Source organism: Xanthomonas sacchari (assembly GCF_024266585.1).
Taxonomy (GTDB): Bacteria; Pseudomonadota; Gammaproteobacteria; order Xanthomonadales; family Xanthomonadaceae; genus Xanthomonas_A; species Xanthomonas_A sacchari_C.
Window position 1 is genome coordinate 4,655,854 of the sequence record NZ_CP100647.1, and the last position, 26,545, is coordinate 4,682,398.

The 26,545-nt window shown below is 69.7% G+C and carries 18 protein-coding genes; 13 read left to right on the top strand and 5 right to left on the bottom strand.

What is annotated here, in order from left to right:
- Nucleotides 1-15: 15 nt before the first annotated feature.
- The 8 genes from NKJ47_RS19650 (at nt 16) to NKJ47_RS19685 (ending at nt 7,676) form a co-directional block, all read left to right on the top strand.
- Entirely contained in the window at nt 16-1,992 is a 1,977-nt protein-coding gene (locus NKJ47_RS19650) for a SpoIIE family protein phosphatase (RefSeq protein WP_343237540.1), read from the top strand.
- Nucleotides 1,989-2,429, top strand: a complete 441-nt coding sequence (locus NKJ47_RS19655; protein WP_254459406.1) for an ATP-binding protein — start codon at nt 1,989-1,991, stop codon at nt 2,427-2,429. The genes NKJ47_RS19650 and NKJ47_RS19655 overlap by 4 nt, the downstream gene beginning before the upstream one ends.
- The gene (locus NKJ47_RS19660) at nt 2,426-2,812 is read left to right on the top strand and encodes an STAS domain-containing protein (RefSeq protein WP_019797362.1); all 387 of its coding nucleotides are present in this window, start codon (nt 2,426-2,428) and stop codon (nt 2,810-2,812) included. The genes NKJ47_RS19655 and NKJ47_RS19660 overlap by 4 nt, the downstream gene beginning before the upstream one ends.
- Nucleotides 2,813-4,074: 1,262 nt before the next feature.
- A complete protein-coding gene (locus NKJ47_RS19665; RefSeq protein ID WP_429002460.1) occupies nt 4,075-4,620 on the top strand; it encodes a PadR family transcriptional regulator in 546 nt (181 codons plus the stop codon).
- A gap of 85 nt (nt 4,621-4,705) precedes the next feature.
- Complete coding sequence (locus NKJ47_RS19670) at nt 4,706-5,497, top strand: siderophore-interacting protein (protein WP_254459407.1); 792 nt, start codon at nt 4,706-4,708, stop codon at nt 5,495-5,497.
- 176 nt (nt 5,498-5,673) lie between these two features.
- Nucleotides 5,674-5,943 (top strand): hypothetical protein, encoded by a 270-nt coding sequence (locus NKJ47_RS19675; protein WP_160946186.1) that lies wholly within the window; start codon nt 5,674-5,676, stop codon nt 5,941-5,943.
- Nucleotides 5,944-5,952: 9 nt separating this feature from the next.
- Nucleotides 5,953-6,936, top strand: a complete 984-nt coding sequence (locus tag NKJ47_RS19680; protein ID WP_254459408.1) for a radical SAM protein — start codon at nt 5,953-5,955, stop codon at nt 6,934-6,936.
- Between the two features lie 293 nt (nt 6,937-7,229).
- Nucleotides 7,230-7,676, top strand: coding sequence for a hypothetical protein (locus NKJ47_RS19685; RefSeq protein ID WP_254459409.1), 447 nt, complete (start codon nt 7,230-7,232; stop codon nt 7,674-7,676).
- 119 nt (nt 7,677-7,795) lie between these two features.
- Here the strand turns inward: NKJ47_RS19685 and NKJ47_RS19690 are convergent, their stop codons facing one another.
- Both NKJ47_RS19690 and NKJ47_RS19695 read right to left on the bottom strand, forming a co-directional pair.
- On the bottom strand, nt 7,796-8,434 hold the full coding sequence (locus tag NKJ47_RS19690) for a YceI family protein (RefSeq protein ID WP_160946182.1): 639 nt from the start codon (nt 8,432-8,434) through the stop codon (nt 7,796-7,798).
- An 83-nt stretch (nt 8,435-8,517) separates the two neighbouring features.
- Nucleotides 8,518-9,108 carry a malonic semialdehyde reductase gene (locus NKJ47_RS19695; RefSeq protein ID WP_160946181.1) on the bottom strand — a complete coding sequence of 197 codons (591 nt, stop codon included), beginning with the start codon at nt 9,106-9,108 and terminating at the stop codon, nt 8,518-8,520.
- Nucleotides 9,109-9,235: 127 nt separating this feature from the next.
- Here NKJ47_RS19695 and NKJ47_RS19700 point away from each other — a divergent pair, with 127 nt between their 5' ends.
- Nucleotides 9,236-10,207: a mitochondrial fission ELM1 family protein gene (locus tag NKJ47_RS19700; RefSeq protein WP_254459410.1), complete on the top strand. Its 972-nt coding sequence runs from the start codon at nt 9,236-9,238 to the stop codon at nt 10,205-10,207.
- Nucleotides 10,208-10,265: 58 nt separating this feature from the next.
- Here NKJ47_RS19700 and NKJ47_RS19705 read toward each other — a convergent pair whose 3' ends face one another.
- Nucleotides 10,266-12,140, bottom strand: a complete 1,875-nt coding sequence (locus tag NKJ47_RS19705) for a S53 family peptidase (protein ID WP_254459411.1) — start codon at nt 12,138-12,140, stop codon at nt 10,266-10,268.
- Nucleotides 12,141-13,152: 1,012 nt separating this feature from the next.
- On the opposite strand from NKJ47_RS19705, the gene NKJ47_RS19710 reads away from it, so the two are divergent.
- The 3 genes from NKJ47_RS19710 (at nt 13,153) to NKJ47_RS19720 (ending at nt 17,809) form a co-directional block, all read left to right on the top strand.
- Entirely contained in the window at nt 13,153-15,453 is a 2,301-nt protein-coding gene (locus tag NKJ47_RS19710; RefSeq protein ID WP_254459412.1) for a TonB-dependent receptor, read from the top strand.
- 80 nt (nt 15,454-15,533) lie between these two features.
- Nucleotides 15,534-16,607 (top strand): glycerophosphodiester phosphodiesterase, encoded by a 1,074-nt coding sequence (locus NKJ47_RS19715; protein ID WP_254461481.1) that lies wholly within the window; start codon nt 15,534-15,536, stop codon nt 16,605-16,607.
- A gap of 644 nt (nt 16,608-17,251) precedes the next feature.
- Complete coding sequence (locus tag NKJ47_RS19720) at nt 17,252-17,809, top strand: queuosine precursor transporter (protein ID WP_254459413.1); 558 nt, start codon at nt 17,252-17,254, stop codon at nt 17,807-17,809.
- Between the two features lie 857 nt (nt 17,810-18,666).
- On the opposite strand, the gene glnE is transcribed toward NKJ47_RS19720, so the two are convergent.
- Nucleotides 18,667-21,507 (bottom strand): bifunctional [glutamate--ammonia ligase]-adenylyl-L-tyrosine phosphorylase/[glutamate--ammonia-ligase] adenylyltransferase, encoded by a 2,841-nt coding sequence (glnE, locus tag NKJ47_RS19725; RefSeq protein ID WP_254459414.1) that lies wholly within the window; start codon nt 21,505-21,507, stop codon nt 18,667-18,669.
- Nucleotides 21,508-22,359: 852 nt separating this feature from the next.
- Between glnE and proP the strand changes: the two genes are divergently transcribed.
- On the top strand, nt 22,360-23,841 hold the full coding sequence (gene proP, locus NKJ47_RS19730; RefSeq protein WP_254459415.1) for a glycine betaine/L-proline transporter ProP: 1,482 nt from the start codon (nt 22,360-22,362) through the stop codon (nt 23,839-23,841).
- Between the two features lie 479 nt (nt 23,842-24,320).
- Here the strand turns inward: proP and NKJ47_RS19735 are convergent, their stop codons facing one another.
- Nucleotides 24,321-26,513 (bottom strand): hypothetical protein, encoded by a 2,193-nt coding sequence (locus NKJ47_RS19735; protein ID WP_429002554.1) that lies wholly within the window; start codon nt 26,511-26,513, stop codon nt 24,321-24,323.
- Nucleotides 26,514-26,545: the final 32 nt, after the last annotated feature.

The following is a 26,545-nucleotide window of genomic DNA, read 5'->3' on the forward strand; positions in this document are numbered from 1 at the left end:
CCGTGGAGCGCCGCCATCGCCCTTGCCCCGTCAGCGCAGGACGCCTCCGCGGTCGCCTGGCGGCACAGCCTGCGCACCCGGCTGCTGCTGTGGGGCAGCCTGCTGCAGGTGGCGCTGCTGCTGGGCCTGGCCCTGCTGTTCTACCTGGGCGCGCGCCAGGTGATGGTGCGCAACGCGCGCGAGGAGGTGGCCGGGCTGACCCAGCAGACCGCGCGCAGCCTGGATGCCACCCTGGGCTCGGTGCAGGTGAGCGGGCGCACCCTGGCCGCCGCCGCGGCCGGGTTGGGCCGGCAGCCGGTCAACCTGCGCAGCCTGCTGCACGCCACGCTGCAGGGCGATCCGGACATCGCCGGGGCCTTGCTGGTGATCGAGCCGGGCGCACTGCAGGGCGACGACCGCGGCTTCGCCTGGCACCTGCGGCGCACCGCCACCGGGATCCTGGAGCAGCCGACCGAGGCGCTGGGCTTCGATGCGCCCAGCATGCCCTGGTACCGGCGCACGCTGGCCGCGCCGGCGCCGTGGTGGTCCGAACCGTACAGCGACGCCAGCGGTAGCGGCGCCTACCTGACCACCTACAACCTGCCGCTGCGCCTGCCCGGCGACGGGCCGCAGGCGCCGGCGATCGGCATGGTCAGCGTGGACGTGCCGCTGCAGCGGCTGCAGGCCACCGTCGCCCAACTGCCGGCCAACAGCGGGCTGCAGCCGATGCTGCTGTCGCCGGACGGGCTGTTCGTGCTGCATCCGGACCCGGCGCTGCGCTTCCGCCGCACCCTGGAGGCGCACGTGGCGCGGGCGCGCCCGGACCTGTCGCCGCTGGCGCAGGCGGCCGACACCCACGCGCCGGTGCGCTTCGAACACACCGCGCCGGACGGCACCCGCTACCTCACGCAGAGCGCGGCGGTGGGCGACACCGGCTGGACTTTCGCGCTGAGCGTGTCCGAGGACTACATCCTGGCCGGGCTCAACCGCATCGTGCTGTGGGGCGCGCTGGCCGGCGCGGCGGCGCTGGCGCTGTGGCTGTGGCTGCTGCACCACTACACGGTGCGCCTGGTGCGGCCGATCGAGGATCTGACCGAGTCGGCGGTGCACCTGAGCCAGGGCGCGTTCGATACGCCACTGCGGCATGTGGAACGCGCCGACGAAGTGGGGGTGATGGCGCGCGCCTTCGACAGCGCGCGCGGCTCGATCAAGCGCCAGCTGGAGGAGATCGCCACGCTGGCGCAGGCGCGGCAGCGCATGCAGAGCGAACTGTCGATCGCCCGCGACATCCAGCAGGCGATGCTGCCGGGCGGGCGCACCTTCGACAGCGCCAACAAGCACCTGGAGACCTATGCGCTGCTGGAGCCGGCGGAGATGGTCGGCGGCGACTTCTACCAGTTCTTCGAGACCGAGCCGGGCCTGCTGTGGTTCGTGGTCGGCGACGTCTCCGACAAGGGCGTGCCGGCGGCGCTGTTCATGACCCGGGCGATGACCGTGCTGGAGATCGCCGCGCGCCGGCATACGCGCCCGGACGCGATCCTGATCGCGGCCTCGCAGCGGCTGGTGGAAGGCAACGAGCCGTGCATGTTCGCCACCGTGCTGTGCGGGCTGATCGACGTGCACAGCGGCGACTACTGGCTGTCCAGCGCCGGCCACGAGGCGCCGCTGCTGCTGCGCGCCGACGGCCGCGCGGAGCTGCTGCCGCTGGAATCGGGCCCGCCGCTGGGGCTGGAGCCGCAGTCGCGCTACCCGGTGGTGCATGGGCGCCTGGCCGCTGGCGCCACCTTGCTCAGCTACACCGACGGCATCACCGAGGCGATGGATGCGCAGGAGCAGGCCTATGGCGAGGCGCGGCTGCTGGCGGCACTGCGGCCCGGCGCCGACGCGCAGGCGCAGTGCGCCGCGGTGCTGGCCGACGTGCAGGCGTTCACCGCGTTGGCACCGCAGTCCGACGACATTACCCTGCTGGCGATCCGGCTGCGCCAGGATCCGGCACGGGAGACGACACGATGATGCTGCGGTGGCAAATGGAACCGGCACTGGACGCGCTGGCGCAGCTGAGCGACAGCGTGGAGGCGGCGTTGCTGCGGCATGGGGTGAGCGGCGAGCAGGTCAGCCGCACCCGGCTGATCGTCGAGGAACTGGCCTGCAACACCCTGGAGCACGGCCACCTGCGCCGCGCACCGCTGCCGGTGGACGTGATCGTGCACCTGCAGCACGACGCGCTGGTGCTGGAATTCCACGACAGCGGGCCGGCCTTCGACCCGCGCACTGCGCCGGTGCCGGACCTGGAAGCGGACATCGCCGAGCGCCCGATCGGCGGCCTCGGCCTGCACCTGGTGCAGCAACTCGCCGATCGCCTGGAGTACCGCCACGACGGCGGCCGCAACGTCGTGCGCATCGTGCTGTTGCAGCCCGCCGATCCATCCCTTCAGGAGTCGCCCGCATGACCACGTTGAGCCTGCAGATCGACCCGGCGCAGGACAAGCGCCAACGCCTCACCCTGAGCGGGCGCCTGGATACTCACACCTACCAGGCCCTGGACGAGGCGCTGGCGCCGCTGCTGGCCACGCCGATCACCACCCTGGTGCTGGACCTGTCGCACCTGGACTACATCAGCAGCGCCGGCATCCGCTCGATCTTCAAGGCGCGCAAGGTGCTGGCCGCGCGCGAGGGCCGGGTGCTGGTGGTCAACCCGCAACCGCAGATCCGCAAGGTGTTCGACGTGGTCAAGGCGGTGCCGTTGAACGAGATCTTCACCTCGGTGCAGGAGCTGGACGACTACCTGGACGAGATGCAGCGGCGGGTGCTGGAGCAGGAACGCGGTGGCTGAGGCGCGTGACGTCCACCGATCAGATCGGCACATCCGCCTTTTTTGCAGGCCCGCCTTTGTCCCCTTTTACGGGATCAGCTGCGCCAGGCACCGTCGGTAACGCCCGTCGCCGCTGACGCCACTCCCACAGGGGTCGCTGCGGCCTGATGCACTGGATGTCGCGCGGTTCCCCACGAAGGGAACATGCGCTTGCTTGGGCGCGGCACCAGCATGGTTGGCTGGACGCGATGCCGCCGCGGCGGTGTGAGCAAGATGGTGATGAGCCCGTCTTGCGTGGGAGTCGCCTGTCATGCAGCCCACAACGCCCGAAGCGGCGTGCGTTCCGATGGTGCAATGCGTCGGGACTGAAGTCCCTCCCACAGTGCACCCGGCGAGCTCGCCGCAAGACCCGCTTTCGCCACAAGCCAACTGTCGTGCAGCCACGACGCCCGAAGCGGCGTGCGTTCCGATGGTGCAATGCGTCGGGACTGAAGTCCCTCCCACAGTGCGCCCGGCGAGCTCGCCGCAAGACCCTCTTTCGACACAAGCCAACTGTCATGCAGCCACGGCGCGCGAAGCGGCGTGTGTTCCGATGGCGCAATGCGTCGGGACTGAAGTCCCTCCCACAGTGCACCCGGCGAGCTCGCCGCAAGACCCTCTTTCGACACAAGCCAACTGCCATGCAGCCACGACGCCCGAAGCGGCATGCATTCCGATGGCGCAATGCGTCGGGACTGAAGTTCCTCCCACAGTGCACCCGGCGAGCTCGCTGCAAGCCCTCTTTCGACACAAGCCAACTGTCATGCAGCCCACAACGCCCGAAGCGGCGTGCGTTCCGATGGCGCAATGCGTCGGGACTGAAGTCCCTCCCACAGTGCACCCGGCGAGCTCGCCGCAAGACCCTCTTTCGACACAAGCGGCCTCAGCCGCGACGGGATTTGCCGTACAGCCCGTTGTGGCGAAGGCCGCTCCTACAGGGATGGGCTGGGCATCCCTTGTGGGAGGGACTTCAGTCCCGACGACGCAGGGTGTCCGTCGACTTTCGGCTTCGCTTGTCGCGGCTGCATGACAGTGGACTCCCACAAGGGCCACCGCTGGCCGACGCGACCTGCGCAACTCCCCCCGCAGAGATCCCACGCGCACCGAACGCACGAGCACGACGCGAACGCGCCCTGCCGTCTTGGCTGAACCAATCCCACAGCGCTCCAACGCCCGCCCTCCCAGACGCTTGCCGACCACCCCACTTCGATATATCGTTTCCGCACCTGATTCGACATATCGAAATGCCACGACCCCATCCCCCCGGCCCGCACCCCGCGCACCGCCTGTTCGAGGAAGATCGGACCGGCCGCGGCCGCAGCGCACGCGGCCCCCGCCCACTCGGCCACGGCGACTTGCGGCTATTGCTGCTGGCGATGATCGAGACCCAGCCGCGCCACGGTTACGAGCTGATCCGCGCGATCGCCGAACTGTTCCATGGCCTGTACACGCCCAGCGCCGGCACGGTCTACCCGACCCTGGCACAGCTGGAAGCGCAGGGCCTGGTACAGGCCGATGCCGACGCCACCCGCAAGCGCTACGCGATCACCGAGGCCGGCCAGGCCTTCGTGCGCACCGAGCGCGCGCAGGTGGACGCGGCGCTGCAGCGCACCCAGCACAGCGCCCGCGCCCTGGTGCGCGCCAATGTGCCGGCGCCGGTGCGCGAGGCGATGCGCCGCATCAAGCACGGCCTGCTGGCACGGCACGGACGCTGGGACCCGGACGAGATCGACCGCGTCGCCGCGCTGTTGAATGCCGCTGCCGACGGTATGGATGGCACTCCCCCCTGATTTCCCTTCCAGCCAGCACGCGGACATCTGCGCTTTCGGCGTCCGCGTCGCCCGCCAACCCTCTCCCCCACTTTCCAGGATTCCCATGGCGACTCACGAACACCGCCTGCTGCGCCACCCGCTGCGCCTGCGTCATCTCCAGGTGCTGCGCACGCAACCCCTGACCCCGCACATGCGCCGCGTCGTCGTCGGCGGCCCCGAGCTGGACGGCTTCGTCAGCGCCGGGCCGGACGACCACGTCAAACTCTTTTTCCCCAATCCCGCCGGCGCGTTCGTGCTGCCGACGATGACCGAGCACGGCCCGGTGTATCCGGCCGACGCGCTGCCCTCGCCCGCCCGCGACTACACCCCGCGCCACTACGACGCCGACGCGCAGGAACTGACCCTGGACTTCGTGCTGCACGGCGACGGCCCGGCCTGCCGCTGGGCGGCGCAGGCCGACCCCGGCGATGCGCTGGTGGTCGGCGGGCCACGCGGCTCGTTCGTGGCTGCCGACGATTTCGATGCCTACGTGCTGATCGGCGACGAGACCGCGCTGCCGGCGATCGGCCGCTGGCTGGAAACCGTGCCGGCCGATGCGCAGGTCGACGCGCTGATCGAGATCCCCGGCTATGCCGACCGACAGACGCTGGATTGCGACGCCGAGTTGCGCGTCACCTGGCTGGAACGCAACGGCGTGGACCCGCGCAGCAGCCAATTGCTGGAAGGCGCCCTGCGCGACTTCGATCCGCCCGATGGCGACGCGTTCTACTGGATCGCCTGCGAATCGGCCCGCGCGCGGATGATGCGCAAGTTCGTCGAAGGCCACCTGGGCGTGCCCAAGGAGTGGATTCGCGCGACCGGGTATTGGAAGGCGGGCGGCGACCAGGACGAGTAGCACGCCGGGGCGACGGCATGCCGCCACGCGGCGAAGTGCGATCGCAGGTTGGGTTGGGCAGCACGCATTTGTGCTGTAGACACGCGACTCATTTGTGACTTTCATCACAATATTTCAGAGGCCTGCATTTTACAAACCCGCCTACCCATCGACGGATCTCGGGAGGCGGCTTGCACATGGACAAGGCATTTCACGCGATCGATCCCCGCGGCATTACGCTGAACCCGGACGGATCGATCAACTTCGCCAACCATCGATTGCGCGCCGCGGCAATCGCTTCAGCGACGGCAGGGGCGATTCGCCCCATGAGCGAAAATGCCGGAACGTGCACCAACTCCGGCACCTGCTCCTCCACGAATTACACCTGCAACAACACAGGCGACTGTTCCAAAGCGTCCAATGTCGGCTCTTGTCGCGCCGGCGGCCAGCCCTCGCCGAACGGTTGAGGCACGCCGATGCTGAGCGAAACCACCATCGCCGAGGCGCTTTCTCCGCGCATCCTGTCTCTCATTCTTTTGCCGACCGAAAAATGCAATTTCCGCTGCACCTATTGCTATGAAGATTTTGCGATAGGCCGCATGCAACCGAGCGTGGTCAGCGGCATCAAGGCATTGATCGCCAATCGCGCCCCCCACCTGGATCGACTCAATATCTCCTGGTTCGGCGGGGAACCCCTCCTGGCGCGCGATGTCGTCCTGGAGATCGGCCAACACGCAAATGCGGTTTGCGCGCAACACGACGTCGCCTTCAGCGCCGGCTTTACCACCAACGGCTATCTGCTGGAGCCCGCCTTGCTCCAACGCTTTACGGAACTCCAGCACCGCGAGTTCCAGATCACGCTGGACGGTGACGCAGAATGGCACGACAAGACGCGAGTCACCGCCAACAAAGGTGCCACGTTCGAGAAAATCTGGTCCAACCTCATCGCCTATCGCTCACTCGCGGCGCGCTTTTCCATCTCGCTGCGGCTGCATCTGCACCAGGACAACATTGAATCCGTGCGGCGCCTCTACGCACGCCTGCATCGCGAGCTGCTCGATGATTCACGGTTCTCGGTTTACTTCCACAAAGTCTCGAACTTGAGCGCCGGCAGCACGATAGGGGAAAAGGTGCTGCCGCGAGACCGCTATCTGGACGCCATCGCCTATATCACCGCCTCCACCGATCTTCCGCCCAAGGACGAGCGCCCGATTTCGGAAGAGCACCTGGATGGGTATATCTGCTATGCGGCAAAACCGAACTCACTGATGATTCGCGCCAACGGGAAGATCGGCAAATGCACGGTCGCGCTCAGCGATGATCGCAACGACCTCGGGCGCCTCCACGCTGACGGCACCATCGACATCGAAAACGACAAGCTGCGTCGTTGGATGAGCGGATTTTCCGACCTCTCCGAGCAAACGCTTGGTTGCCCGCTTTCCACCTTGGCAAGCACCTGAGATGCATCCTAATGCCCATCCGCATAGACCCAGACAAAGTATCGCTAGGCAAGAATGCAGAAGTGCTGTTCGACGGCTCGGAAGCGTCTACCGCCGCTGCGGTCGAAGCACTCGCAACACGGCGCTTCGGCACGCTGGCCACCAACGAAGTCTGCAATGGCACCAACCCGGCGTGCACGAATACAAAGGACTGCTCGTTAGGGAGCAATACCAACTGCACCAACAAAGGTTCCTGTATCACCCCCAACCCGGGCCCAGGCCAGGGCTGACGTGCAACCACCAGGTGGATCGCCATGACAACGCATACGAACGATAGCCGCCGCAACTTCCTCTTCGGCACCGCTGCTACTGCAATCGCCGCGATGATTCCTGCCGCCGCCGCATCTGCCGCGGCAACCGGTGCCAGCGCTCCACAGACCGCGCCCCCCGTCGGCCGCGCCCTCCCCGAGACGCAGACCTTCGCGGTGCAAGTCCTTGGCGACCTGCGCCAGCCATCGACCGACCTGCAACTGATCCCGGGTCAGCTCTCCGAACCGCTGGCGCTCAAGGGCAACGGCACCTACCGGGTGAAGATCAGCACCACGGACATCACCACGCGCTTCGGGCCGATCTATCGGCTGACCCTCGCCGACGCGCAAGGCACGCCACTGGAGGAAATGAACATCGGCAGCGACACCACCGCCACCTTCAGCCGCTACGGCGTACAGGTCTACGCGCTGTCGATCGAACAGGCGATGTAGGTAGTCCACAGCGCGACGCGCAACGCGCGTCCGGAAACGCAAACGCCCGCCGAATGGCGGGCGTTCGCGTTACGTGCGGACGGCAGCGCACGAAGCGCCACCGCAGCGCGCAGACAGGCTTACTTGGCCGCGTTCAAGGTCGCTTCGGTGGTGATGCGGATCTTCACCTCGTCGCTGACGTTGGGCACGTAGGCGCCCAGGCCGAAGTCGCTGCGCTTGATCGTGGTGGTGGCGTCGAAGCCCAGCGCCGGCACCTTCTTCATCGGGTGCGGACCGGCACCGTTGAGGGTCACCGCCAGCACCACCGGCTTGGTCGTGCCCTTGATGGTCAGGTCGCCGGCGACGGTCAGCTTGTTGGCGCCGGCCGAGGTCACCTTGGTGCTCTTGAAGGTGGCGGTCGGGAACTTGGCGGCGTCGAAGAAGTCGGCGCTCTTCAGGTGCTCGTCGAACTTGGCGGTGAAGCTGTTGAGGCCGGACAGCGGCAGGGTCACGTTGACGCTGGACTTGCTCACGTCCTGGGCGTTGTAGACCAGGGTGCCGTCGACGTCGCCGAAGTGCGCGGACGGGTTGGAGAAGCCGAAGTGGCTCCACTGCACCAGCACGTCGGTATGGGCCGGGTCGAGGGTGTAGGTGCCGGACACGCCCTTGGCGGGGGCAGCGGCGGCGGCCGGCGCGGCGAAGGCGCTGGTGGCGGGCTGGGCGACGACGACGGCCAGGGCCATGGCGAGCGGGAGCAGCAGTTTGCGGGTCTTGGTCATGGTGGAACTCCTTGGAGGGGTGATGGGACGAAACTGCGGCAGGCGCGGGCCTGCGGTGGGACAGGGAAGCGAAACGCGCGCGCTCACTCGATGCGCGCGGCCTCGTCGAAACTCAGCCGCGGCAGGCGCGGGAACAGGCCGCTGGGGTCGCCGTAGCCGAGGTTGACCAGGAAGTTGGATTTGATCGCAGTGCCTGCGAAGAACGCGGCATCGACCTTGGCGTTGTCGAACCCGGACATGGGACCGGCATCCAGGCCCAGCGCACGCGCGGCCAGGATCAGGTAGGCCCCCTGCAGCGAGCCGTTGCGGAACGCGCCTTCGCTGCGGCCTTCGCGCGGGCCGTCGAACCAGCTCTTGGCGTCGGTGTGCGGGAACAGGTACGGCAGCTTCTCGTGGAAGTCCTCGTCGTGGGCGACGATCACCGTGACCGGCGCGGCCAGGGTCTTGGCCAGGTTGCCCTCGGACAGCGCCGGCTTGAGCTTTTCCTTGGCCTGCGGCGAGGTGACGAAGACGAAGCGCGCCGGGCTGCCGTTGGCCGCGGTCGGGCCCCACTTCACCAGGTCGTACAGGGCGCGCAGGGTGTCTTCGCCGACCGGCTTGTCCAGGAACGCGTTCTGGGTGCGGGCGGTGCGGAACAACTGGTCGAGGGCGGCGTCGTGCAAGGCGTCGGACATGCGGGGAGTTCCTTGGTCGGGGGAAGCGCCAGGAGACCCGGTGGGGCCGTCCCGATGCAAGGCGGCCAGTGTAGAGTGGCACGATTGCCGCAACACCCGGCCGCGATGCAACGGATTACTACCAAACGTGAAACGATCGGACGCGACCTGGGCGATTAGCGATGGCCGCGCCGGCAACGCCCGCCAGGCCGAAGCGCTGGCCGCCGCGTTGGCGCTTCCGACAACCACACCGATCCAGCCGCAGTTGCTGCAGCCGCACATGCCCTGGCGCTGGCTGGCGCCGCGCTGGCTGCCCGGCGCGCAGCATGCCTACGGCGCCGCCTTCGCCGATTCGCTGCGGCAGCCGCCACAACTTGCCGTGGGCTGCGGCCGCCAGGCGGCACTGGCGACGCGGCTGCTGCGCGCGCGCGGCAGCCAGGTGGTGCAGATCCTGGACCCGCGATTGGATCCGCGGCACTGGGACATGGTGGTGGTGCCGGAACACGACCGCCTGCGCGGCGCCAACGTGCTGACCCTGCTCGGCAGCCTGCATCCGATCGACGATGCCTGGCTGGCCGCCGGGCGCGCGGCATTTCCTGCACTGGGCGCGCTGCCGTCGCCGCGCGTCGGTCTGTTGGTGGGCGGCCCGTCCGGGCTGGCGCCGTGGAGTGACGCGCAGGCGCAGGATGCCTTCGCTGCGCTCGCCGCACAGCTGCGCGCGCACGGCGGCAGCCTCCTCGCCAGCGCCTCGCGGCGCACGCCGCCCGCGGTGGCCACGGCCTTGCGCCGCGCGTTCGCCGGGGTGCCGGGCGTGGTCTGGTGCGGTGAGGACGACGGCGCCAATCCCTACGCCGGCCTGCTCGGCTGGGCCGAACGCCTGGCCTGCACGCCGGATTCGGTGAACCTGCTGTCCGAGGCCTGCGCCACGCGCGTGCCGGTGCAGGTGCTGATGCCGGAGGTGGCGCGCGGCCGCGCCCTGGCGTTCCATCGCGCCTTGCAGGCGCGCGGGCGCTTGCTGCCGGCGGAGGATGCCGGCGGCGCGCACGCCGCCGACATCGAACCGCTGCGCGAAACCGCGCGGGTGGCCGCGTTGATCCGCGACCGCTTGGCGCTGGCCTGATCGGCCGCCGCGCCGGCGTCGCTGCCACGACGCCGACACGGCAAGCGGGCCCAACCCGTCAGGGATTGCTCGGCGAGCGCGGCACGCCGGCCGGCGCCGCATCCAGCGCGCCGATCAGCAGCCGCACCACCGGCGTGCCCAGGCCGACCGTGTAGTTGTACTTGCCCTTGATCGGCTGGCTGTTGTCGACCACGCCGTTGTCGCCGGGGATGCCGCGATGCAGCGCCTCCGGGCCATTGGCGGCCAGGCGGTACAGGTAGTCGTTGAGATTGCCCTGGCGGCCCTGCTTTTCCACCAGCAGCGCGACAGCGCTGGCGAACTCCGGCGCGGCCACGCTGGTGCCGATCACCGCCTCCAGATTGCCCTTGAAGTAGGTGGCCACCGAGCTATCGCCCTCCCGGCACGGCTGCGTCGCGATCCCCGGGCAGCCGCCGACCAGCATGCCGATGTCCGGCAGCGTGCGCATGGAACTGCGCGTCCCGCCGAGCGCACGCAACTGGTAGGCCGGGCGCTGGAACAGGGTGCTGACGCCGCCGCCGGCGCCCCAGTAGCCACCGGCCAGGTTGGCACCGACGCCGTAGTAATCGGCGGTCTCCAGCGGATCGGCGTAGGCGCTTTCGCTCTTGTAGCCCGACTCCAGGCTGCCCTTCTTGTAGGCGGTGAGCAGGTTGCCGCCACCGACCGCGGTCACGTGCGGGCTGGCCGCCGGGTGCTCCACGCCGGCCACGAAGCGGCCGTCCTTGTGGTCGATCGCGTACTGCGTGTCGGCGCAGTCCAGGCCGGCGTTGTCGCCGCTGGAGGCGACGAAGGTGATGCCCTGCGCGTTGCCCTGCTTGAACACCGCATCGTAGGGACGCAGCAGCGGGGTGAAATCCTTGCCGCCGTTGTAGGGCGCGGTGTAGTACAGCTCGCAGACGCCGAACGAGGAGCTGACCACGTCGGCCTGGTTGTCCTGCACGATCTGCCGGTAGCCGGCCAATACCGATGCGTCGCTCAGGTCCGGGATCACGTACAGCAGCACGTGCGCGCCAGGCGCGCCGCCGAGCGCCATCTCCACGTCGAGCGCGGCCTCGCCCGCCGCGGCGTCGTTGCCGTCCTGCAGGCCCGGCGTGGCGCCGGCGACGTAGCGGCGTGCGTACAGGGTCGGGTCGGCGCGGTTGGCGGCGTAGCGGCTGAAGTTTTCGTGGTCGAACATCGCCTTGATGTCCGAATCCAGCACGTCGCTGCTGATCAGGATGGCGATGGTGCTGCCGCTGCCGTCGAGCCGGCGCTGCTGCCCCGCCGCGCCGGTGGTGGCCTGGTAGGACGGATAGCCGTAGGCCTGCTTGAGGTCGTTGTACCAATAGGTGGTGCCGCCGGCGCCGTAGCGATTGGCGGGATTCTTGACGGCCGAGCGCTGCCAGTTGACGTGCATCGGCGGCGCGCCGCGGGTCAGGCCGATCACCGTCGCACCGGTGTCGCGCAGCGCCGCCGGCAGTTGCAGCGGCGCGGCCGCGGCGAGGCGGGCCTGGCTGCCCTGCTGCACCTCGGCGGTCAGCGGTACCGCGAACAAGCGCTCGACGTTGGCCGCGCTCGCGCTGACATGCAGTGTCGCGCCCTCCTCGGCGACGTTCATGTGCGCGGCCTGCAGCGCGGCGCGCACCTTTGCCAGTTGCGCCGGCGCCGGGGCGAAGCGGCGCTGGAATTCGGCTGGCGTCAGCCAGTGGTGGTACTGCGGCGAGAGCGGATCCTGGATGTCGGCCAGCAACGCGTCCAGACCGGCCTGGTCGCGCAACGGCAGGTGCACGTCGAAGCTGACCGGCGCGCTGCGCAGGGCGGCGGTCATCGCCGCGATGGAGGCGTCGGGCGCGGCACTGGCGGTGCCGAGCGCGCACAGCAGGGAAGCGGACAACACGGCAGCCAGCAAGGGCCGACGGCGGATGCGATCAAGCATGGGCGTCTCTCCGGGGGTAGAGCGGGTGGACGAGGCCGCAACGGCCTCGCGGTGGGAAATCGATTGCCCCTTTCTCTTCGGGAGAGGGGCTGGGGTGCGGAGCGCGAAACGCCCGCGTTGGTCCGTTGCTGCGCCGCTGCGCCCGGACCCTCATCCGCCCCTGCGGGGCACTTTCTCCCGAGGGGAGAAGGGAAGTGCGTAGCCCCTCTCCCACCGGGAGAGGGGTTGGGGTGAGGGTGCGAAGCGCGCAACGCACGCGTTGATCCATCGCTGCGCCGCTTCGCCCGACCCTCATCCGCCCCTGTGGGGCACCTTCTCCCGGGGGGAGAAGGGAAGCGCGTAGCCCCTCTCCCACCGGGAGAGGGGTTGGGGTGAGGGTGCGAAGCGCGCAGCGCACGCGTTGATCCATCGATGCGAGCTTCGCCCGCACCCTCATCCACCCCTGCGGGGCACCTTCTCCCGAGGGGAGAAGGGAGGCGCCGGTGCTCCTCTCCTTTCGGAAGAGGGATTGGGGTGAGAGTGCGGGACAAGCAATGCGCGCGCCGAGCCGGCGATGCGCGGATCCAGCGCGGCACGCGGACAGCCATCGGACCGATGCGGGTGCACTGCGCGTCCTGCTCATGTCTGCACGCATCGGCACCTCGTCGGGCTGGGCGAGGCTTGATCATTGAAGAGGAGTGCACCGCAAAACTTTGACGGCCGACGCCCTTTTCGACTTTGTAAACAGCGTGTTTCACCGGGTTTTCGACACATAGGCTTACATGTGTTCGGCGCCCGCCATGCATGGCAATAACCGCCACTCTGTAACGCTTTGATGTCGACGCGCGCGGCGCCGCGCCAGGTCTTGCGCAGTGGCGCGCGATGGTCCGCATGGGGCCATGACGCGCACTGCCGCCGCGACGCGAACGCCACGCTGCAGGACCGCTGCATGACAAACGCAACGCCGGTGACGCCAACCTGCAACGTCGCTGTCGCATCGTGTGCGCACTTCCTTTACGAATCCCCCTTGCGCATGCCTCTCCATTCCCTGCTGAGCACGGCGATCCTCGCCGCCCTATTGTCGCCCTTCGCCGCCACCGCCGCGGAGCCTGCCACCGCCGATGGCGCCGCATCCGACGTGCAGCAACTCGACGCGGTGTCGGTGATCGGCCAGGGCGAGACCCGCCAGGTGCAGCGCATCACCGCCCAGGACGTGGCGGTGCTGCCGCCGGGCACCAGCATCCAGAAGCTGCTCAACCGCATCCCCGGCGTCAACGTGCAGTCCAACGACGCCTTCGGCGCCAACGAGGAATCGCAGACCATCAGCCTGCGCGGCTTCAACGGCACGCGCCTGGGCTACACCCTGGACGGCCTGCCGCTGGGCGACAACGCCTACGGCAACTACAACGGCCTGAATATCAGCCGCGCGCTGATCGCCGAAAACTTCGGCGGCGTGGAACTGGCCTCGGGCATCGGCAGCCTGGGCACCGCCTCCACCAGCAACCTCGGCGGCACGGTGCAGTACTACTCCGACGATCCGTCCACCGAGGTCGGCGTGCGCCTGGCGCAGACCGTGGGCTCGGACAACAACCGCCGCACCTACCTGCGCCTGGATACCGGCGAGCACAACGGCTTCTCCGCGTATTTGTCCGGCGTCTATGCCGACGCCGACATGTGGGCCAAGCCGGAATCGCCGACCCATACCGCGCAGTTCAACGGCAAGGGCGTGTACCAGTTCGAGGGCGGCAAGCTCACCGCCTTCGTCGACACCTCGCGCACCTCGCAGGCCGACTATGCCTACCTGTCCAAGAGCGGCCTGCACCGCGGCCTGGGCTGGGACTGGAACCTGTACGCGCCGGACTGGCAGCGCGCGCTGGCCGCGGCGTACTGCGCGCCGGCCACGTTCGATGCCAGCCGCTGCGGCTACAGCGGCGGCGTGGACAACATCAACGACGCCTACTACCAGAGCCGCGCGCTGCGCAACGACGACCTGTACTACCTGGCCGGCGACTTCCAGCCGTCCGACGCGGTGAGCGTGCACACCCAGGTCTACCACCACGAGAACGAAGGCCAGGGCCACTGGTGGTCGCCGGGCCAGCCCTCCTACCCGGGCACGCCGCAGGCGCTGCCGATCTCGATCCGCAGCACCAACTACACCATCAACCGCACCGGCGGCATCGCCTCGCTGGGCTGGGACATCGGCCCGCACCACCTGGAGGCGGGCGTGTGGTACGAGCGCAACAAGCACCACGTGGAGCGCAACTTCTACTGGATCGACGGCCCGATCGACGACGACGTGTTCCTGAGCAACCCGAACCGCCGGCTGTTCTCGCAGGACTACGTCATCACCACCAAGCAGGCCTACGTGCAGGGCACCTTCAAGCTGCTCGACGAGCGCCTGACCCTGGACATCGGCGCCAAGAGCCCGCACACCACGATGACCGCGCGCGAGACGCCGGGGATCGCGGTGGAGTCGCCGGTGGCCAACGGCGAACTCAAGGCCAGCAAGGCGCTGCTGCCGCAGGCCGGCCTGAGCTACCGCCTGGGCGAGGGCCAGGAAGTGTTCGGCTCCTACGCCGAGAACATCGCCGCGTTCCAGGGCGGCGGCGCCGGCGGCCCGCTGCTGGTGACCCAGGCCTCGTTCGACGCCAGCGTCGGCGCGCTGCAACCGGAGAAGTCCAAGACCTTCGAAGCCGGCTACCGCCTGGTGCGCGACCAGTTCGAAGCCTCGCTGGTCGGCTACGACGTCACCTTCGACAACCGCCTGCTCTCGCTCAACCCCTGCGCGAGCATCCAGCAGGGCACCAGCCCGGCCTGCACCACGCGCTTCTTCAACGTCGGCTCGGTGAGCAGCCGCGGCGGCGAGCTGACCTTCATCTGGAAGCCGAACGCGCACCTGCAGTGGTACAACTCGGCCTCGATCAACCGCTCCACCTACGACGACAACTACGTGCAGAACGGCGCGGTGATCCCCACCGCCGGCAAGTACACCGTGGACACGCCCAAGCGCATGTTCGCCAGCGAGATCAGCTGGACCTGGAACGGCTGGAACGCCAACCTGCGCGGCAAGTACACCGGCCAGCGCTACTACACCTACACCAACGACCAGGGCTTCGGCGGCTACACCGCCTTCGATGCCGGCGCCGGCTACGACTTCGGGGCGGTGTCGTTCCTGCAGGACCTGAAGCTGTCGTTGAACGTCACCAACCTGACCGACAAGCGCTACGCCTCCAACCTCACATCCTTCAGCAACACCGATCCGAGCGGCCGCGCGCAGGCCTTCCACGCCAGTGCGCCGCGGCAGGCGTTCCTGACCCTGGACGCGCGCTTCTGAGCGCGTCCATCCTGTCCGCCCGCCCCCGCACCGGAACGCATGCGATGATCCGATCCACCTCCTGGTTGTTGGGATGCGCGATGGCCGTGTTGGCGACCACCGCGGCGGCCACACCGGCCGCCGCCCCGGGCGAGCACAAGCCGCTGGTGATCGGCCACCGCGGCGCCAGCGCATTGCGCCCCGAGCACACCCTGGCGTCCTACGCCAAGGCCATCGCCGACGGCGCCGATTTCATCGAGCCGGACCTGGTCTCGACCAAGGACGGCGTACTGGTGGCGCGTCACGAGAACGAGATCGGCGGTACCACCGACGTGGCCGCGCATCCGGAGTTCGCCGCGCGCAAGACCGTCAAGCAGATCGACGGGCAGCGTGTGGAAGGCTGGTTCACCGAAGACTTCACCCTGGCCGAACTGAAGACCCTGCGCGCGCGCGAGCGCCTGCCGCAACTGCGCGGCACCGCCTTCGACGGGCAGTTCCAGGTGCCGACCCTGGACGAGATCATCGACTTCACCGCGGCCGAGTCGGCCACGCGCGGGCGCCCGATCGGGCTGATTCCCGAGATCAAGCACGGCACCTACTTCCGCGGGCTCGGCCTGGCGATGGAAGACAAGCTGGTCGCCACCCTCGATGCGCATGCCTACACGCGCAAGGCGCCGGTGGTGATCCAGTCGTTCGAGATCGGCAACCTGGAGTATCTGCACGGCAAGCTGGGAAGCACCCATCCGAACGTGCGCCTGGTGCAGTTGCTGGGCGATCCCAAGGAGCGCCCGGGCGACCAGTTGCGCGACGGCCCGACCTACGCGCAGATGGGCAGCGCGCAGGGCCTGCGCGCGATCGCCAAGTACGCGCAACTGGTCAGCCCGAACCTGCGCGCGATCGTACCGGTGACCGCCGACGGTGCGCTGGCCGTGCCCACGTCCTTCGTCGCCGACGCGCATGCGGCCGGCCTGCAGGTGATTCCGTACACGTTCCGGCCCGAGAACTATTTCCTGCCCAGGCAGTTGCAGGACGGCCGCGGTCCGGCCGCGGTCAACGCCGCCGGCAGCATCACCGAGATGCGCGCGCTGCTCGACGCCGGCATCGATGGCTTCTTCACCGACGACCCGGCCGTGGGCCGTGCCGCGGTGGATCGAACGTCGCCGACGGGGCGGTGAAGCCGGGAGTGGGGAATCGGGATTGGGGAATCGCAACAGCGGTTCCCGTCGTGGGATTCTCCCGTAGGAGCGGCTTTCAGCCGCGACGCGCGGAGGTCGGGGACACCCTGGGCGAAACGGACGCATCGTCGCGTCGGGACTGAAGTCCCTCCCACAGTGCAGCCTCCGACCGTGCCGGTACCGCAAGGGTGGGAGCGGCTTCAGTTGCGATGAAGCCGGGATTGGGGATTGGGGATTAGGGAGTGGGGATTCGCAACAGCGGTCCCGTCGTGGTGGCTTCTGTAGGAGCGGCTTCAGCCGCGACGCATGAAAGTAAGGAACACGCAGTGCGAACCGGATGCATCGTCGGGTCGGGACTGAAGTCCCTCCCACAATGCAGCTTCCGATAGTGCCGGTGCCGCAAGAGTGGGAGCCGCCTCAGCCGCGATGGAGCCGGGAATGCGGATTAGGGGATGGGGATTCGCAAACGCGGTTCCCGTCGCGGGGCTCCCACTGGAGGAGCGGCTTCAGCCGCGACAGGGCGTTTCCGATCGCGCGTGGTCGCGGCTGAAGCCGCTCCTCCGAAGCGCATGTCCGCGCCCCCGGCATTGGTCATGGCGCGACCGGGCCGCGATAATGCGCGCCCCGCCCTGCCCACGATCGCCGTGCCCTCCGTCGCTGCTCCCTCGCCCACTTTCGCCGCGCTGAGCCCGCGCGCGCTGCTGCTGTCCGTGCTGGCGATGGGCGCGGTGGTGCTGCTGTCGAACGTGCTGGTGCAGTTCCCGATCAACGACTGGCTGACCTGGGGTGCCTTCAGCTATCCGGTGGCGTTCCTGGTCAGCAACCTGATCAACCGCCGCTTCGGCCCGCGCGCGGCGCGGCGGGTGGCCTGGTGCGGGTTCGCGCTGGCGGTGCTGCTGTCGATCTGGATCGCCACCCCGCGCATCGCCGCGGCCTCGTGCCTGGCCTTCATCGCCGCGCAGCTGCTGGACATCACCGTGTTCGATCGGCTGCGCCGCGGGCGCTGGTGGCGCGCGCCGATCGTCGCCACCACCTGCAGCGCGACGCTGGACACCACGATCTTCTGGTCTATCGCCTTCGCCGGCTCGGCGCTGCCCTGGCTGAGCTGGGCCGCCGGCGACCTGGCGGTGAAGCTGGGCATCGGCGTGTGCCTGCTGGCGCCGTTCCGCGCGCTGCTGTGGCGGATGGCGCCAACGCGGTAGCAGGGTAAACCCATCGGTACATGCGGCACTCCGCTGCGCCCGTCGCGGCTGACACCGCTCCTACAGTGGCGGCGTCGGCACTGTCGGGAACTGCATTGTGGGAGGGACTTCAGTCCCGACGCGCCGACTCGGTTGCGCTCTTGAGCCTCCGCGCGTCGCGGCTGAGACCGCTCCTACAGTGGCGGTGTCGGCACTGTCAGGAACTGCATTGTGGGAGGGACTTCAGTCCCGACGCGCCGACTCGGTTGCGCTCTTGAGCCTCCGCGCGTCGCGGCTGAAACCGCTCCCACACTGGCGGCGTCGGCACTGTCGGGAACTGCATTGTGGGAGGGACTTCAGTCCCGACGCGCCGACTCGGTTGCGCTCTTGAGCCTCCGCGCGTCGCGGCTGAAACCGCTCCTACAGTGGCGGTGTCGGCACTGTCAGGAACTGCATTGTGGGAGGGACTTCAGTCCCGACGCGCCGACTCGGTTGCGCTCTTGAGCCTTCGCGCGTCGCGGCTGAAGCCGCTCCCACAGTGGCGGCGTCGGCACTGTCAGGAACTGCATTGTGGCAGGGACTTCAGTCCCGACGCGCCGACTCGGTTGCGCTCTTGAGCCTCCGCGCGTCGCGGCTGAAGCCGCTCCCACAGTGGCGGCGTCGGCACTGCCGGGAACTGCATTGTGGGAGGGACTTCAGTCCCGACGCGCGATGTCGACCGCGCTGCAGTGCATAGCGGCATCGCAGCGCATGCCCACTCCTGTGCAGAGCAGCTCCTACAGCTCCTGTCGCTCTCTCGACCCTGGCATCCCGCCGCCCATGCCCATGCGCTGGACAGCACACGCAGCGCCCCCTCCACGCAGCGCTCCCGTCGCGCGTCAGTGCACCGCCTCGTCGCCCGCACGCCCGTCGACGAACACCAGCTCCAGGGCGGCCGCGGACTGGCGAATCGCCGTGCGCGCCGCGGCGATCTCGGCGGTGGGCGCGGTCAGGCGCGGACGCCGGTCCAGCGTGCAGGCCAGGCCGGCCTCCAGCAGCGTGGCGTGGGCGGCATGCAGGCTCGCCGCGATCGGCGACGGCAGCCAGCCGCTGTGCGCCAGCGCGTCGATCAGCGCCGGGGTGTCGCGCGGCGCCAGCAACGCCGGCTGCTGCGCGGCGCCGAGCAGCACGCCGGCCTGCACCAGGAATTCCAGGTCGACCAGGCCGCCGGCGCCCTGCTTGAGGTCGAAGCGTGCGGCATCGCTGCGGTCCAGTTCGGCGCGCATGCGTGCGCGCATCTTGCGCACTTCCTCGCGCAGGGCCGCGGCCTCGCGTGGACGCGCCAGGGTCTGCGCGCGCACCTGCTCGAACTGCTGCAGCAGCGCCGCATCGCCGGCCACGCCGCGCGCGCGCACCAGCGCCTGGTGCTCCCAGGTCCAGGCGCGCTCGCGCTGGTAGTCGCGATAGCTGGCCAGCGACGACACCAGCGCGCCCTTGCCGCCGTCCGGGCGCAGGCGCACGTCGATGTCGTACAGGCGGCCGCCGCCGGTGACCGCGCCGAGCAGGGCGATCACCTTCTGCGCCAGCCGCGCGAACCAGCGCCCGCTCTCCAGCGGCCGCGGCCCGGCCGAGGCCTCCACGCCGGGTGGATGGTCGTACAGGAACACCAGGTCCAGGTCCGAACCGATGCCCAGCTCGACGCCGCCGAGGCTGCCGTAGCCGACGATGGCGAAACTGCCGCCGGGCACCTCGCCGTGCGCGGCGACCAGGTCGGCGCGGGCCAGGCGCAGCACGGTCAGCACCACCGCCTCAGCCAGCTGCGCGAGCTGGCGGGCGCTGGCCAGGGCCGGCTGGCGCCGGTCCAGCGTGGCCAGGGCGATGCGGAAGCTCAGCGACTGGCGCGCTTCGTTGAGGCCGCGCAAGGCCGCTTCCGGATCGTCGCCGGCGGCGGCGACCGCGGCCTCGCACAGCCGCCGCATCGCCGCCAGGTCCGGCAGCGGCCCGGCGACGCGGCTGTCGAGCAGTTCGTCCAGCAGCAACGGGTGCGCCGCCAGCCGTTCGGACAGGAACGCGCTGCGCGCCAGCACGTCGACCAGCCGCGCCAGCGCGCTGGGCTGCTCGTCGAGCAGGGCCAGATAGCTGGCGCGGCGCAGGATCGCCTGCAGCAGGCCGAGCACGCGGTGCAAGGCGGCATCGGCCTGCGCCGAGCGCGCCGCGGCATGCAGCAGCGCCGGCAGCACCCGGTCCAGGCGCGCGCGCGCGGCATCGGACAGGCTGCGTACGCCCAACGACTGCACGAAGCCGCGCAAGGCCTGGTCGGCGCCCTCGGCGTCGGCGAAGCCGGCGGCACGCAGCACCTGCGCCTGGCCGGCGTCGGGCAGCCCGCGCCAATAGTCGGCCAGCGCGTCGGGCGCCAGCACGCGCTCGCGCGGCGCCAGCAGTTCGGCGAACTCGGCGGCGACGCGGTCGCGCTGCACCTGCAGCGCCGCGTGCAACGCCGCCCAGTCGGCATAACCGAGGCAGAAGGCGATGCGCGCGCGATCCAAGGGGTCTTCCGGCAGCGCATGGGTCTGCGCGTCGCGCAGCATCTGCAGGCGGTTCTCCACCTGGCGCAGGAAGCGGTAGGCCTGCGCCAGCGCCGCACCGTCCTCGGCCGCGACCTGGCCGGCGGCGACCAGCGCGCGCAGCGCCGGCAACAGGCGGCGCTCGCGCAAGGCCGCTTCGCGACCGCCGCGGATCAGTTGCAGCGACTGCACCAGGAACTCGATCTCGCGGATGCCGCCGGCGCCGCGCTTGATGTCGTCCAGGCGGTCGTGGCGCGCGACTTCGGCGGTGATCGCCGCCTTCATCTCGCGCAGGCCGTCCAGCGCGGTGTAGTCGAGATAGCGCCGGTACACGAACGGACGCAGCGCCTGCAGCCATTCCTCGCCGGCGGCGATGTCGCCGGCCACCGCGCGCGCCTTCAGCCAGGCGTAGCGCTCCCAGTCGCGGCCCTCGCGCTGGAAATACTGGTCCATGCCGGCGAACGACAACGCCACCCGGCCGGCCGTGCCGAACGGGCGCAGGCGCAGATCCACGCGGTGCACGAAGCCGTCGGCGGTGGTCTCGTCGAGCAGCCGCGCCAGGCGCTGGCCGAGCCGCGCGAAGTATTCCTCGGCGGCCAGCGCGCGTGCGCCGTCGGACTCGCCGCCCTGCGGATAGGCGTAGACCAGGTCCACGTCGGAGGAGAAATTCAGTTCGCCACCGCCGAGCTTGCCCAGGCCGAACACCACCAGCCGCTGCACGCTGCCATCGGCCGCGCGGACCACGCCATGGCGCGTGGCGAACTCGGCTTCCAGCGCCTGCAACGCCAGCGCCAGGCAGTCCTCGGCCAGCTGCGTGCTGCCGGCCAGGGTCGCATCGACATCGTCCAGGCCCAGCACGTCGCGCCACACCAGCCGCGCCGAGGCGGCCGCGCGGTAGCGACGCAACTGCGCCGGCCACGCCGCCGGCTGCGCCGGATCCAGTTGCGGCAGCGGCAACGGCGGCGGGTCCGGCTGCGCCAGGTGCGCGAGCAACGCCGGCTGCCGGCACAGCGTGTCGAGCAGGAAGTCGCTGGCCAGCAACGCGCGCGCCAGCGCGGCGTCGACGCCGGGAGAGGACGGCCACGGCTGCGCGGCCACGGCCTGGCGCAGGCGCGCCAGGCTGCGATCGAGGGTGGGCTGCAGGGCGGCGGGAACGGCGGCGGACGCGTTGGACATCGGGCGATTCTGGCATCTCGGGCGTTCAGGCACATCCAACAGCGCATGCTTTTCGCGGCTCGTCAGAAGCGCCGTTGCGTTGGTGGGAACGGCTTCAGCCGCGACGCGCTGAGGCTCAAGAGCGCAACCGAGTCGGCGCGTCGGGACTGAAGTCCCTCCCACAATGCAGTTCCCGACAGTGCCGACGCCGCCACTGTGGGAGCGGCTTCAGCCGCGACGCCCCGTCGCGGCTGAAGCCGCTTGTGTCGAAAGCGGGTCTTGCGGCGAGCTCGCCGGGTGCACTGTGGGAGGGACTTCAGTCCCGACGCATTGCGCCATCGGAACGCACGCCGCTTCGCGCGCCGTGGCTGCATGACAGTTGGCTCCTACAGGTACCGCTGCCATCGCCATGCAACCTCTCGGCATCGCGGCCCCATTGCGGCTGCGATCCGCCCAAAGCGACACGTCGCCATTGGCCTGCACGCGAAACCACGCGCCAGGCGCGTCCCGGGGCAATGCCCGCTGCGTGCCGGCCGCGCAATTGAGACGTCGCAAACACGACGCCGTACGCGCCGCGCGTTGCCGCACATCGCCGCAATACGCAGCGTTTCACGCCACGTTCGCCGCGTTTCGCGGACCATGCCGCTCGGCCGAATCGGGCGATGGTGTATCATGCGCCCCTCGACGGAGCCTCGCGTGATCCCGCGCCGCCCGCTCCGTCTCTTCGATCTCGCAGCGCCGTGGTGTCGACGCGGCCATCCGGGATCGTGCCCCCGCAGACCAATGCGGCGCCGCTTGCGCCATTCCGTCTTGCTTGCCCTGCCGCGTGCGGGCCGGGGGTCATCACCTCACCGTTTCAGGACAGGAGAAGACATGTCGGAATTCCACGCCCATTTCGGATGGTTCAAGCGCCGCCGCCAGCTGCGGGTGGAAGAGGTCACCGTCGTCGACAAACCGATGCTCAAGCGGGCGGTCGGCGCGGCGGCGCTGGGCAACGCGATGGAATGGTTCGACTTCGGCGTGTACGGCTACCTGGCCGTGACCCTGGGCCATGTGTTCTTCCCGAGCACCAACCCCACCGCGCAGCTGATCGCCACGTTCGCGACCTTCACCGTGGCGTTCCTGGTGCGCCCGCTGGGCGGGCTGGTGTTCGGCCCGTTGGGCGACCGCTACGGCCGGCAGAAAGTGCTGGCCGCGACCATGATCCTGATGGCGCTGGGTACGTTCTCGATCGGCATCATCCCCTCCTACGAGCGCATCGGCATCTGGGCACCGATCCTGCTGCTGGTGGCGCGACTGGTGCAGGGCTTTTCCACCGGTGGCGAGTACGGCGGCGCGGCCACCTTCATCGCCGAGTACTCCACCGACCGCAACCGCGGTTTCATGAGCAGTTGGCTGGAGTTCGGCACGCTGGGCGGCTACATCACCGGCGCCGCCACGGTGACCGCGCTGCACTTCGCGCTGAGCGATGCGCAGATGCTCGACTGGGGCTGGCGCGTGCCGTTCCTGATCGCCGGCCCGCTGGGCCTGCTCGGCCTGTACATGCGCATGAAGCTGGAGGAAACCCCGGCGTTCCAGGCCTATGCCGAGGAAGCGGAAAAGCGCGAGCAGGACGCGCCCGGCCTGGGCGCGCTGTTCCGCATCCACTGGCCGCAGCTGCTCAAGTGCGTGGGCCTGGTGCTGGTGTTCAACGTCACCGACTACATGCTGCTGACCTACATGCCCAGCTACCTCAGCGTCACCATGGGCTATGCAGAGAGCAAGGGCCTGCTGCTGATCATCATCGTGATGCTGGTGATGATGCCGCTCAACGTGGTCGGCGGACTGTTCAGCGATCGCCTGGGCCGCAAGCCGATGGTGATCGGCGCGTGCATCGCGTTGCTGGTGCTGGCGGTGCCGTGCCTGCTGCTGATCGGCACCGGCAGCGATTGGCTGATCTTCCTCGGCCTGATGCTGCTGGGCCTGGCGCTGGTGTGCTTCACCAGCTCGATGCCCTCCACCTTGCCGGCGCTGTTCTACACCCCGGTGCGCTACAGCGCGCTGTCGATCGCCTTCAACGTGTCGGTCTCGTTGTTCGGCGGCACCACGCCGCTGGTCACCGCGTGGCTGGTCGAGCGCACCGGCGATCCGCTGGTGCCGGCCTACTACCTGATGGGTGCGGCGGTGGTGGGTATCGCGACGATGGTCTTCGTGCGTGAAACCGCAGGCCTGCCGCTGCGCGGCTCGCCGCCGGCGGTGGCCAGCGAAGCCGAGGCGCACGCGCTGCTGCACAACGACGAGCCGCTGACCGTGGATCCGACCCGGCCGGAACTTCCGCCGTCGCCGGAAGCGCCGTCGCAGGCCATGCCGACCTGACGCGATCGCGGTCGCCCGCGCTGCCGCGAAACCCGCGCGGCCAGTGCGGTCAGTGCGGTCAGTACGGTCAGTGCGGATGTTCACGGGGCGCGACGCATTCACGCCACTACGGTGAATGATTGGGATCGCCATCCCACAGCACGCCATCGCGCAGCGTCTGCGCCGGCCCGGCACCAGGAAACAGGCAATAAAAAAGCCCGCTTGCAGCGAACTGCCAGCGGGCTTTGCTCCCTCCCCCACGTCGGGATGCAGGGCGATCTTGGGCGCTTTTTTTGGACATTGCACGCTGCACTGCAAAACGATACCGGGCAGTACATTCTGCTTGGTTGGCGGGAGTGGGGAAACGGGAATGGGGAATGGGACAAGCGTGCGATGTGCGCCTTGCGCAAGCCCGCACATTGCGGGCGCCGCGATTGCAGTTGGCCTGCCCTTGCCGACGCACGCACACCGGCGCACGGCACGACGCGTGCGTCGTCGCGTCAGGGCGATGCCGCCGGTGCCGGCGCCTCCGGCAGCCAGGCCGGTTGCCGGTCGTACCACTCGCGCGCGCCGAGCAGATGCCATTGCCGCTGTTCGCCGCGCAAGGCCACCCCCACGCCGAGCACGCCCCAGCGCGCGTACAGATCGCCCTGGGTGCCGGCATCGCCCACCCGCAGGCGCGCGCGTAACGCGATCCGTTCGTTCTCCGCGCTCACGCGATCCAGCCACAGCGCGTCCTTGCGCCAGCGCAACTGGCCGCTGGCCTGCAGTTGTCCGGCGTCGGCGAGCTTCAGCAACCACGCCGGCGCATCGCTGTGCTGCGCGAACACCGCCAGCACCGGGCCGGCGTCGCGCATCTGCATCTGCACCTGCGCATCGGCCTGCACCGGCGCCGCGCCGGCGATGCGTCCTTGCGGAATGCGCAGCGTCGCCCACCAGTCGCCCTGCTTGGGCTGGCTGCCGTAGCGCACGCCCTTCAGGCGCAGGGTGCTGCCGCTGAGGTCGAGGCGCTTGCCCTGCAGTTCGGCACGCCGCAGCCGCGCGTCCAGGTCGAGATCGCCGGCCAGCTCCAGGCCCGCGGTCTGCAGCCGCGCCCGGCGGCCGAGCACGCGCACGCGGCCCTGGCCGACCTGGCCCGACGCGTCCAGTTGCAGGTCGCCGCTGAGCCGGCCGTCGCCGCCGAGCACGCGCACCTGCGACGCCGGCAGGTAGCGGTTGTAGGCGCGCAGGTCGGGCACGCGCGCATCGGCGAAGCGCAGTTGCGCCTGCAGCGAATCGCGCAGCGTGGCCAGCGCGCCGTCGCCCTGCAGCGCCAGTTGCAGGTTCTCGCCTTCGACGAAGCTGGCCTTGGGATCGTCCAGCGGCGCCAGCGCGAAGCGGCGCATGCGCACGTCCAGTTGCGTGCGTGGCTGTTCGGCGCTGCCGACGATGCGGCCGGCCGCCTGCGCCTTGCCGCTCACCCGCACACGCATGATCTCGGCCACCGCCTGCACGTCGGGCACGTCGAGGCGGCTGCCGGGCTGCAGCGCGCCCTGCCGCAGCAGCAGGTCCGCGGCGACGTCGCCGCCGCCGTCGAGCTGGAACCACGGCTTGCGCACCAGCAGGTCGCTGATCCAGTTCAACGATTCGAAATGCCAGCGCCCCTGCACGCGGCCGGAGGTACGCGGCAGCAGCGCTGCCGGGTCGGCAAACGGCACCTGGCGCCCGGCGATGCGCAGGTCGGCATCGAGCATGCTGCCCGGATCGACCTGGCCGGGCAGGCGCGCACGCGCGCGGATGCTGTCGCCCTCCACGTCCAGCAGCAGCGCCAGCACGCCACGGTCGGTGGCGCCGACGCCGGCATGCAGCGGCACCCGCCAGTTGAGCGTGCTGCCGGGCTGCAGCGCGCCGCGCAGCAGGTGCAGATCGGCCTGGATATGGCCCAGCCCGGGTTCGGTACTCAGCTTCGTGGTGTCGCCGGCGGTATCGATGCGCAGCGCCACGCTGCGGCCGTGCACGCGCAGCGCCAGGTCGGTGATGCCCAGCTTGCGCAGCCCCGGCGCCTGCGCGCGGTAGTGGCGCGGGAACGAGAAGCGCGCATCCAGCGTGGCCTGGTCGGCGATCTGGCGTTTGCCGTAGCGCACGCTGGCGTCCTCGAACACGATCTGCGAGCGGAACAGTTGCGACGGACCGCCACGCAGCTGCTTGAGGAAACCGACGGTGCCGTGGCCCTGGCCCTCGATGGCCAGCTCGCCGAAGCGCGCGCGGCGCAGCGTGCCGCTGTGGATCGCGTCGAAACGCAGAGTCCAGCCCTGGTCGCTCGGCGGCGGCGGCGGGATCATCTCCTCGACGCGATCCATCTCGCCGACCACGTTCACCGCTTCCATCCACGGCACGCGCACCTCGCGATGCAGCAGCGGCAGCAGCGCGATGCGCGCGCTGGCGCGGTCGGCGCGCACCTGCCAGACGTTGCGCTGCACATGGCCGCGCATGCGCACGTTCCAGGCGGTGATGAAGCCGGGCAGCACGGTGACTGCCGGCCCGGTGTGCATGCGGAACTTCTCCGGCTTGCGGTTGGTGGCCAGGTCGAACAGCGGCGTGTTGAGGAACACGTTGCCGGCCAGCAGGTACAGCAGGTAGGCGATCAGCAGGCCGCGCAGGAGCAGGCGCCAGCCACGCGGCAGACGCCGGTAGCGTGCGTGGACGGCGGTCAGCGGGCGGGCGGAGAGCGGCACCGCCGCACTAT

Excerpts from the sequence above, each read along its gene's own strand:
- NKJ47_RS19715 (WP_254461481.1), top strand. The coding sequence starts at position 15,534 with ATGGCCGTGTTGGCGACCACCGCGGCGGCCACACCGGCCGCCGCCCCG.
- NKJ47_RS19680 (WP_254459408.1), top strand. The coding sequence starts at position 5,953 with ATGCTGAGCGAAACCACCATCGCCGAGGCGCTTTCTCCGCGCATCCTG.
- NKJ47_RS19670 (WP_254459407.1), top strand. The coding sequence starts at position 4,706 with ATGGCGACTCACGAACACCGCCTGCTGCGCCACCCGCTGCGCCTGCGT.
- NKJ47_RS19685 (WP_254459409.1), top strand. The coding sequence starts at position 7,230 with ATGACAACGCATACGAACGATAGCCGCCGCAACTTCCTCTTCGGCACC.
- NKJ47_RS19690 (WP_160946182.1), bottom strand. The coding sequence starts at position 8,434 with ATGACCAAGACCCGCAAACTGCTGCTCCCGCTCGCCATGGCCCTGGCC.
- NKJ47_RS19705 (WP_254459411.1), bottom strand. The coding sequence starts at position 12,140 with ATGCTTGATCGCATCCGCCGTCGGCCCTTGCTGGCTGCCGTGTTGTCC.
- proP (WP_254459415.1), top strand. The coding sequence starts at position 22,360 with ATGTCGGAATTCCACGCCCATTTCGGATGGTTCAAGCGCCGCCGCCAG.
- NKJ47_RS19675 (WP_160946186.1), top strand. The coding sequence starts at position 5,674 with ATGGACAAGGCATTTCACGCGATCGATCCCCGCGGCATTACGCTGAAC.
- NKJ47_RS19660 (WP_019797362.1), top strand. The coding sequence starts at position 2,426 with ATGACCACGTTGAGCCTGCAGATCGACCCGGCGCAGGACAAGCGCCAA.
- NKJ47_RS19710 (WP_254459412.1), top strand. The coding sequence starts at position 13,153 with ATGCCTCTCCATTCCCTGCTGAGCACGGCGATCCTCGCCGCCCTATTG.
- NKJ47_RS19695 (WP_160946181.1), bottom strand. The coding sequence starts at position 9,108 with ATGTCCGACGCCTTGCACGACGCCGCCCTCGACCAGTTGTTCCGCACC.
- NKJ47_RS19665 (WP_429002460.1), top strand. The coding sequence starts at position 4,075 with ATGCCACGACCCCATCCCCCCGGCCCGCACCCCGCGCACCGCCTGTTC.
- NKJ47_RS19655 (WP_254459406.1), top strand. The coding sequence starts at position 1,989 with ATGATGCTGCGGTGGCAAATGGAACCGGCACTGGACGCGCTGGCGCAG.
- glnE (WP_254459414.1), bottom strand. The coding sequence starts at position 21,507 with ATGTCCAACGCGTCCGCCGCCGTTCCCGCCGCCCTGCAGCCCACCCTC.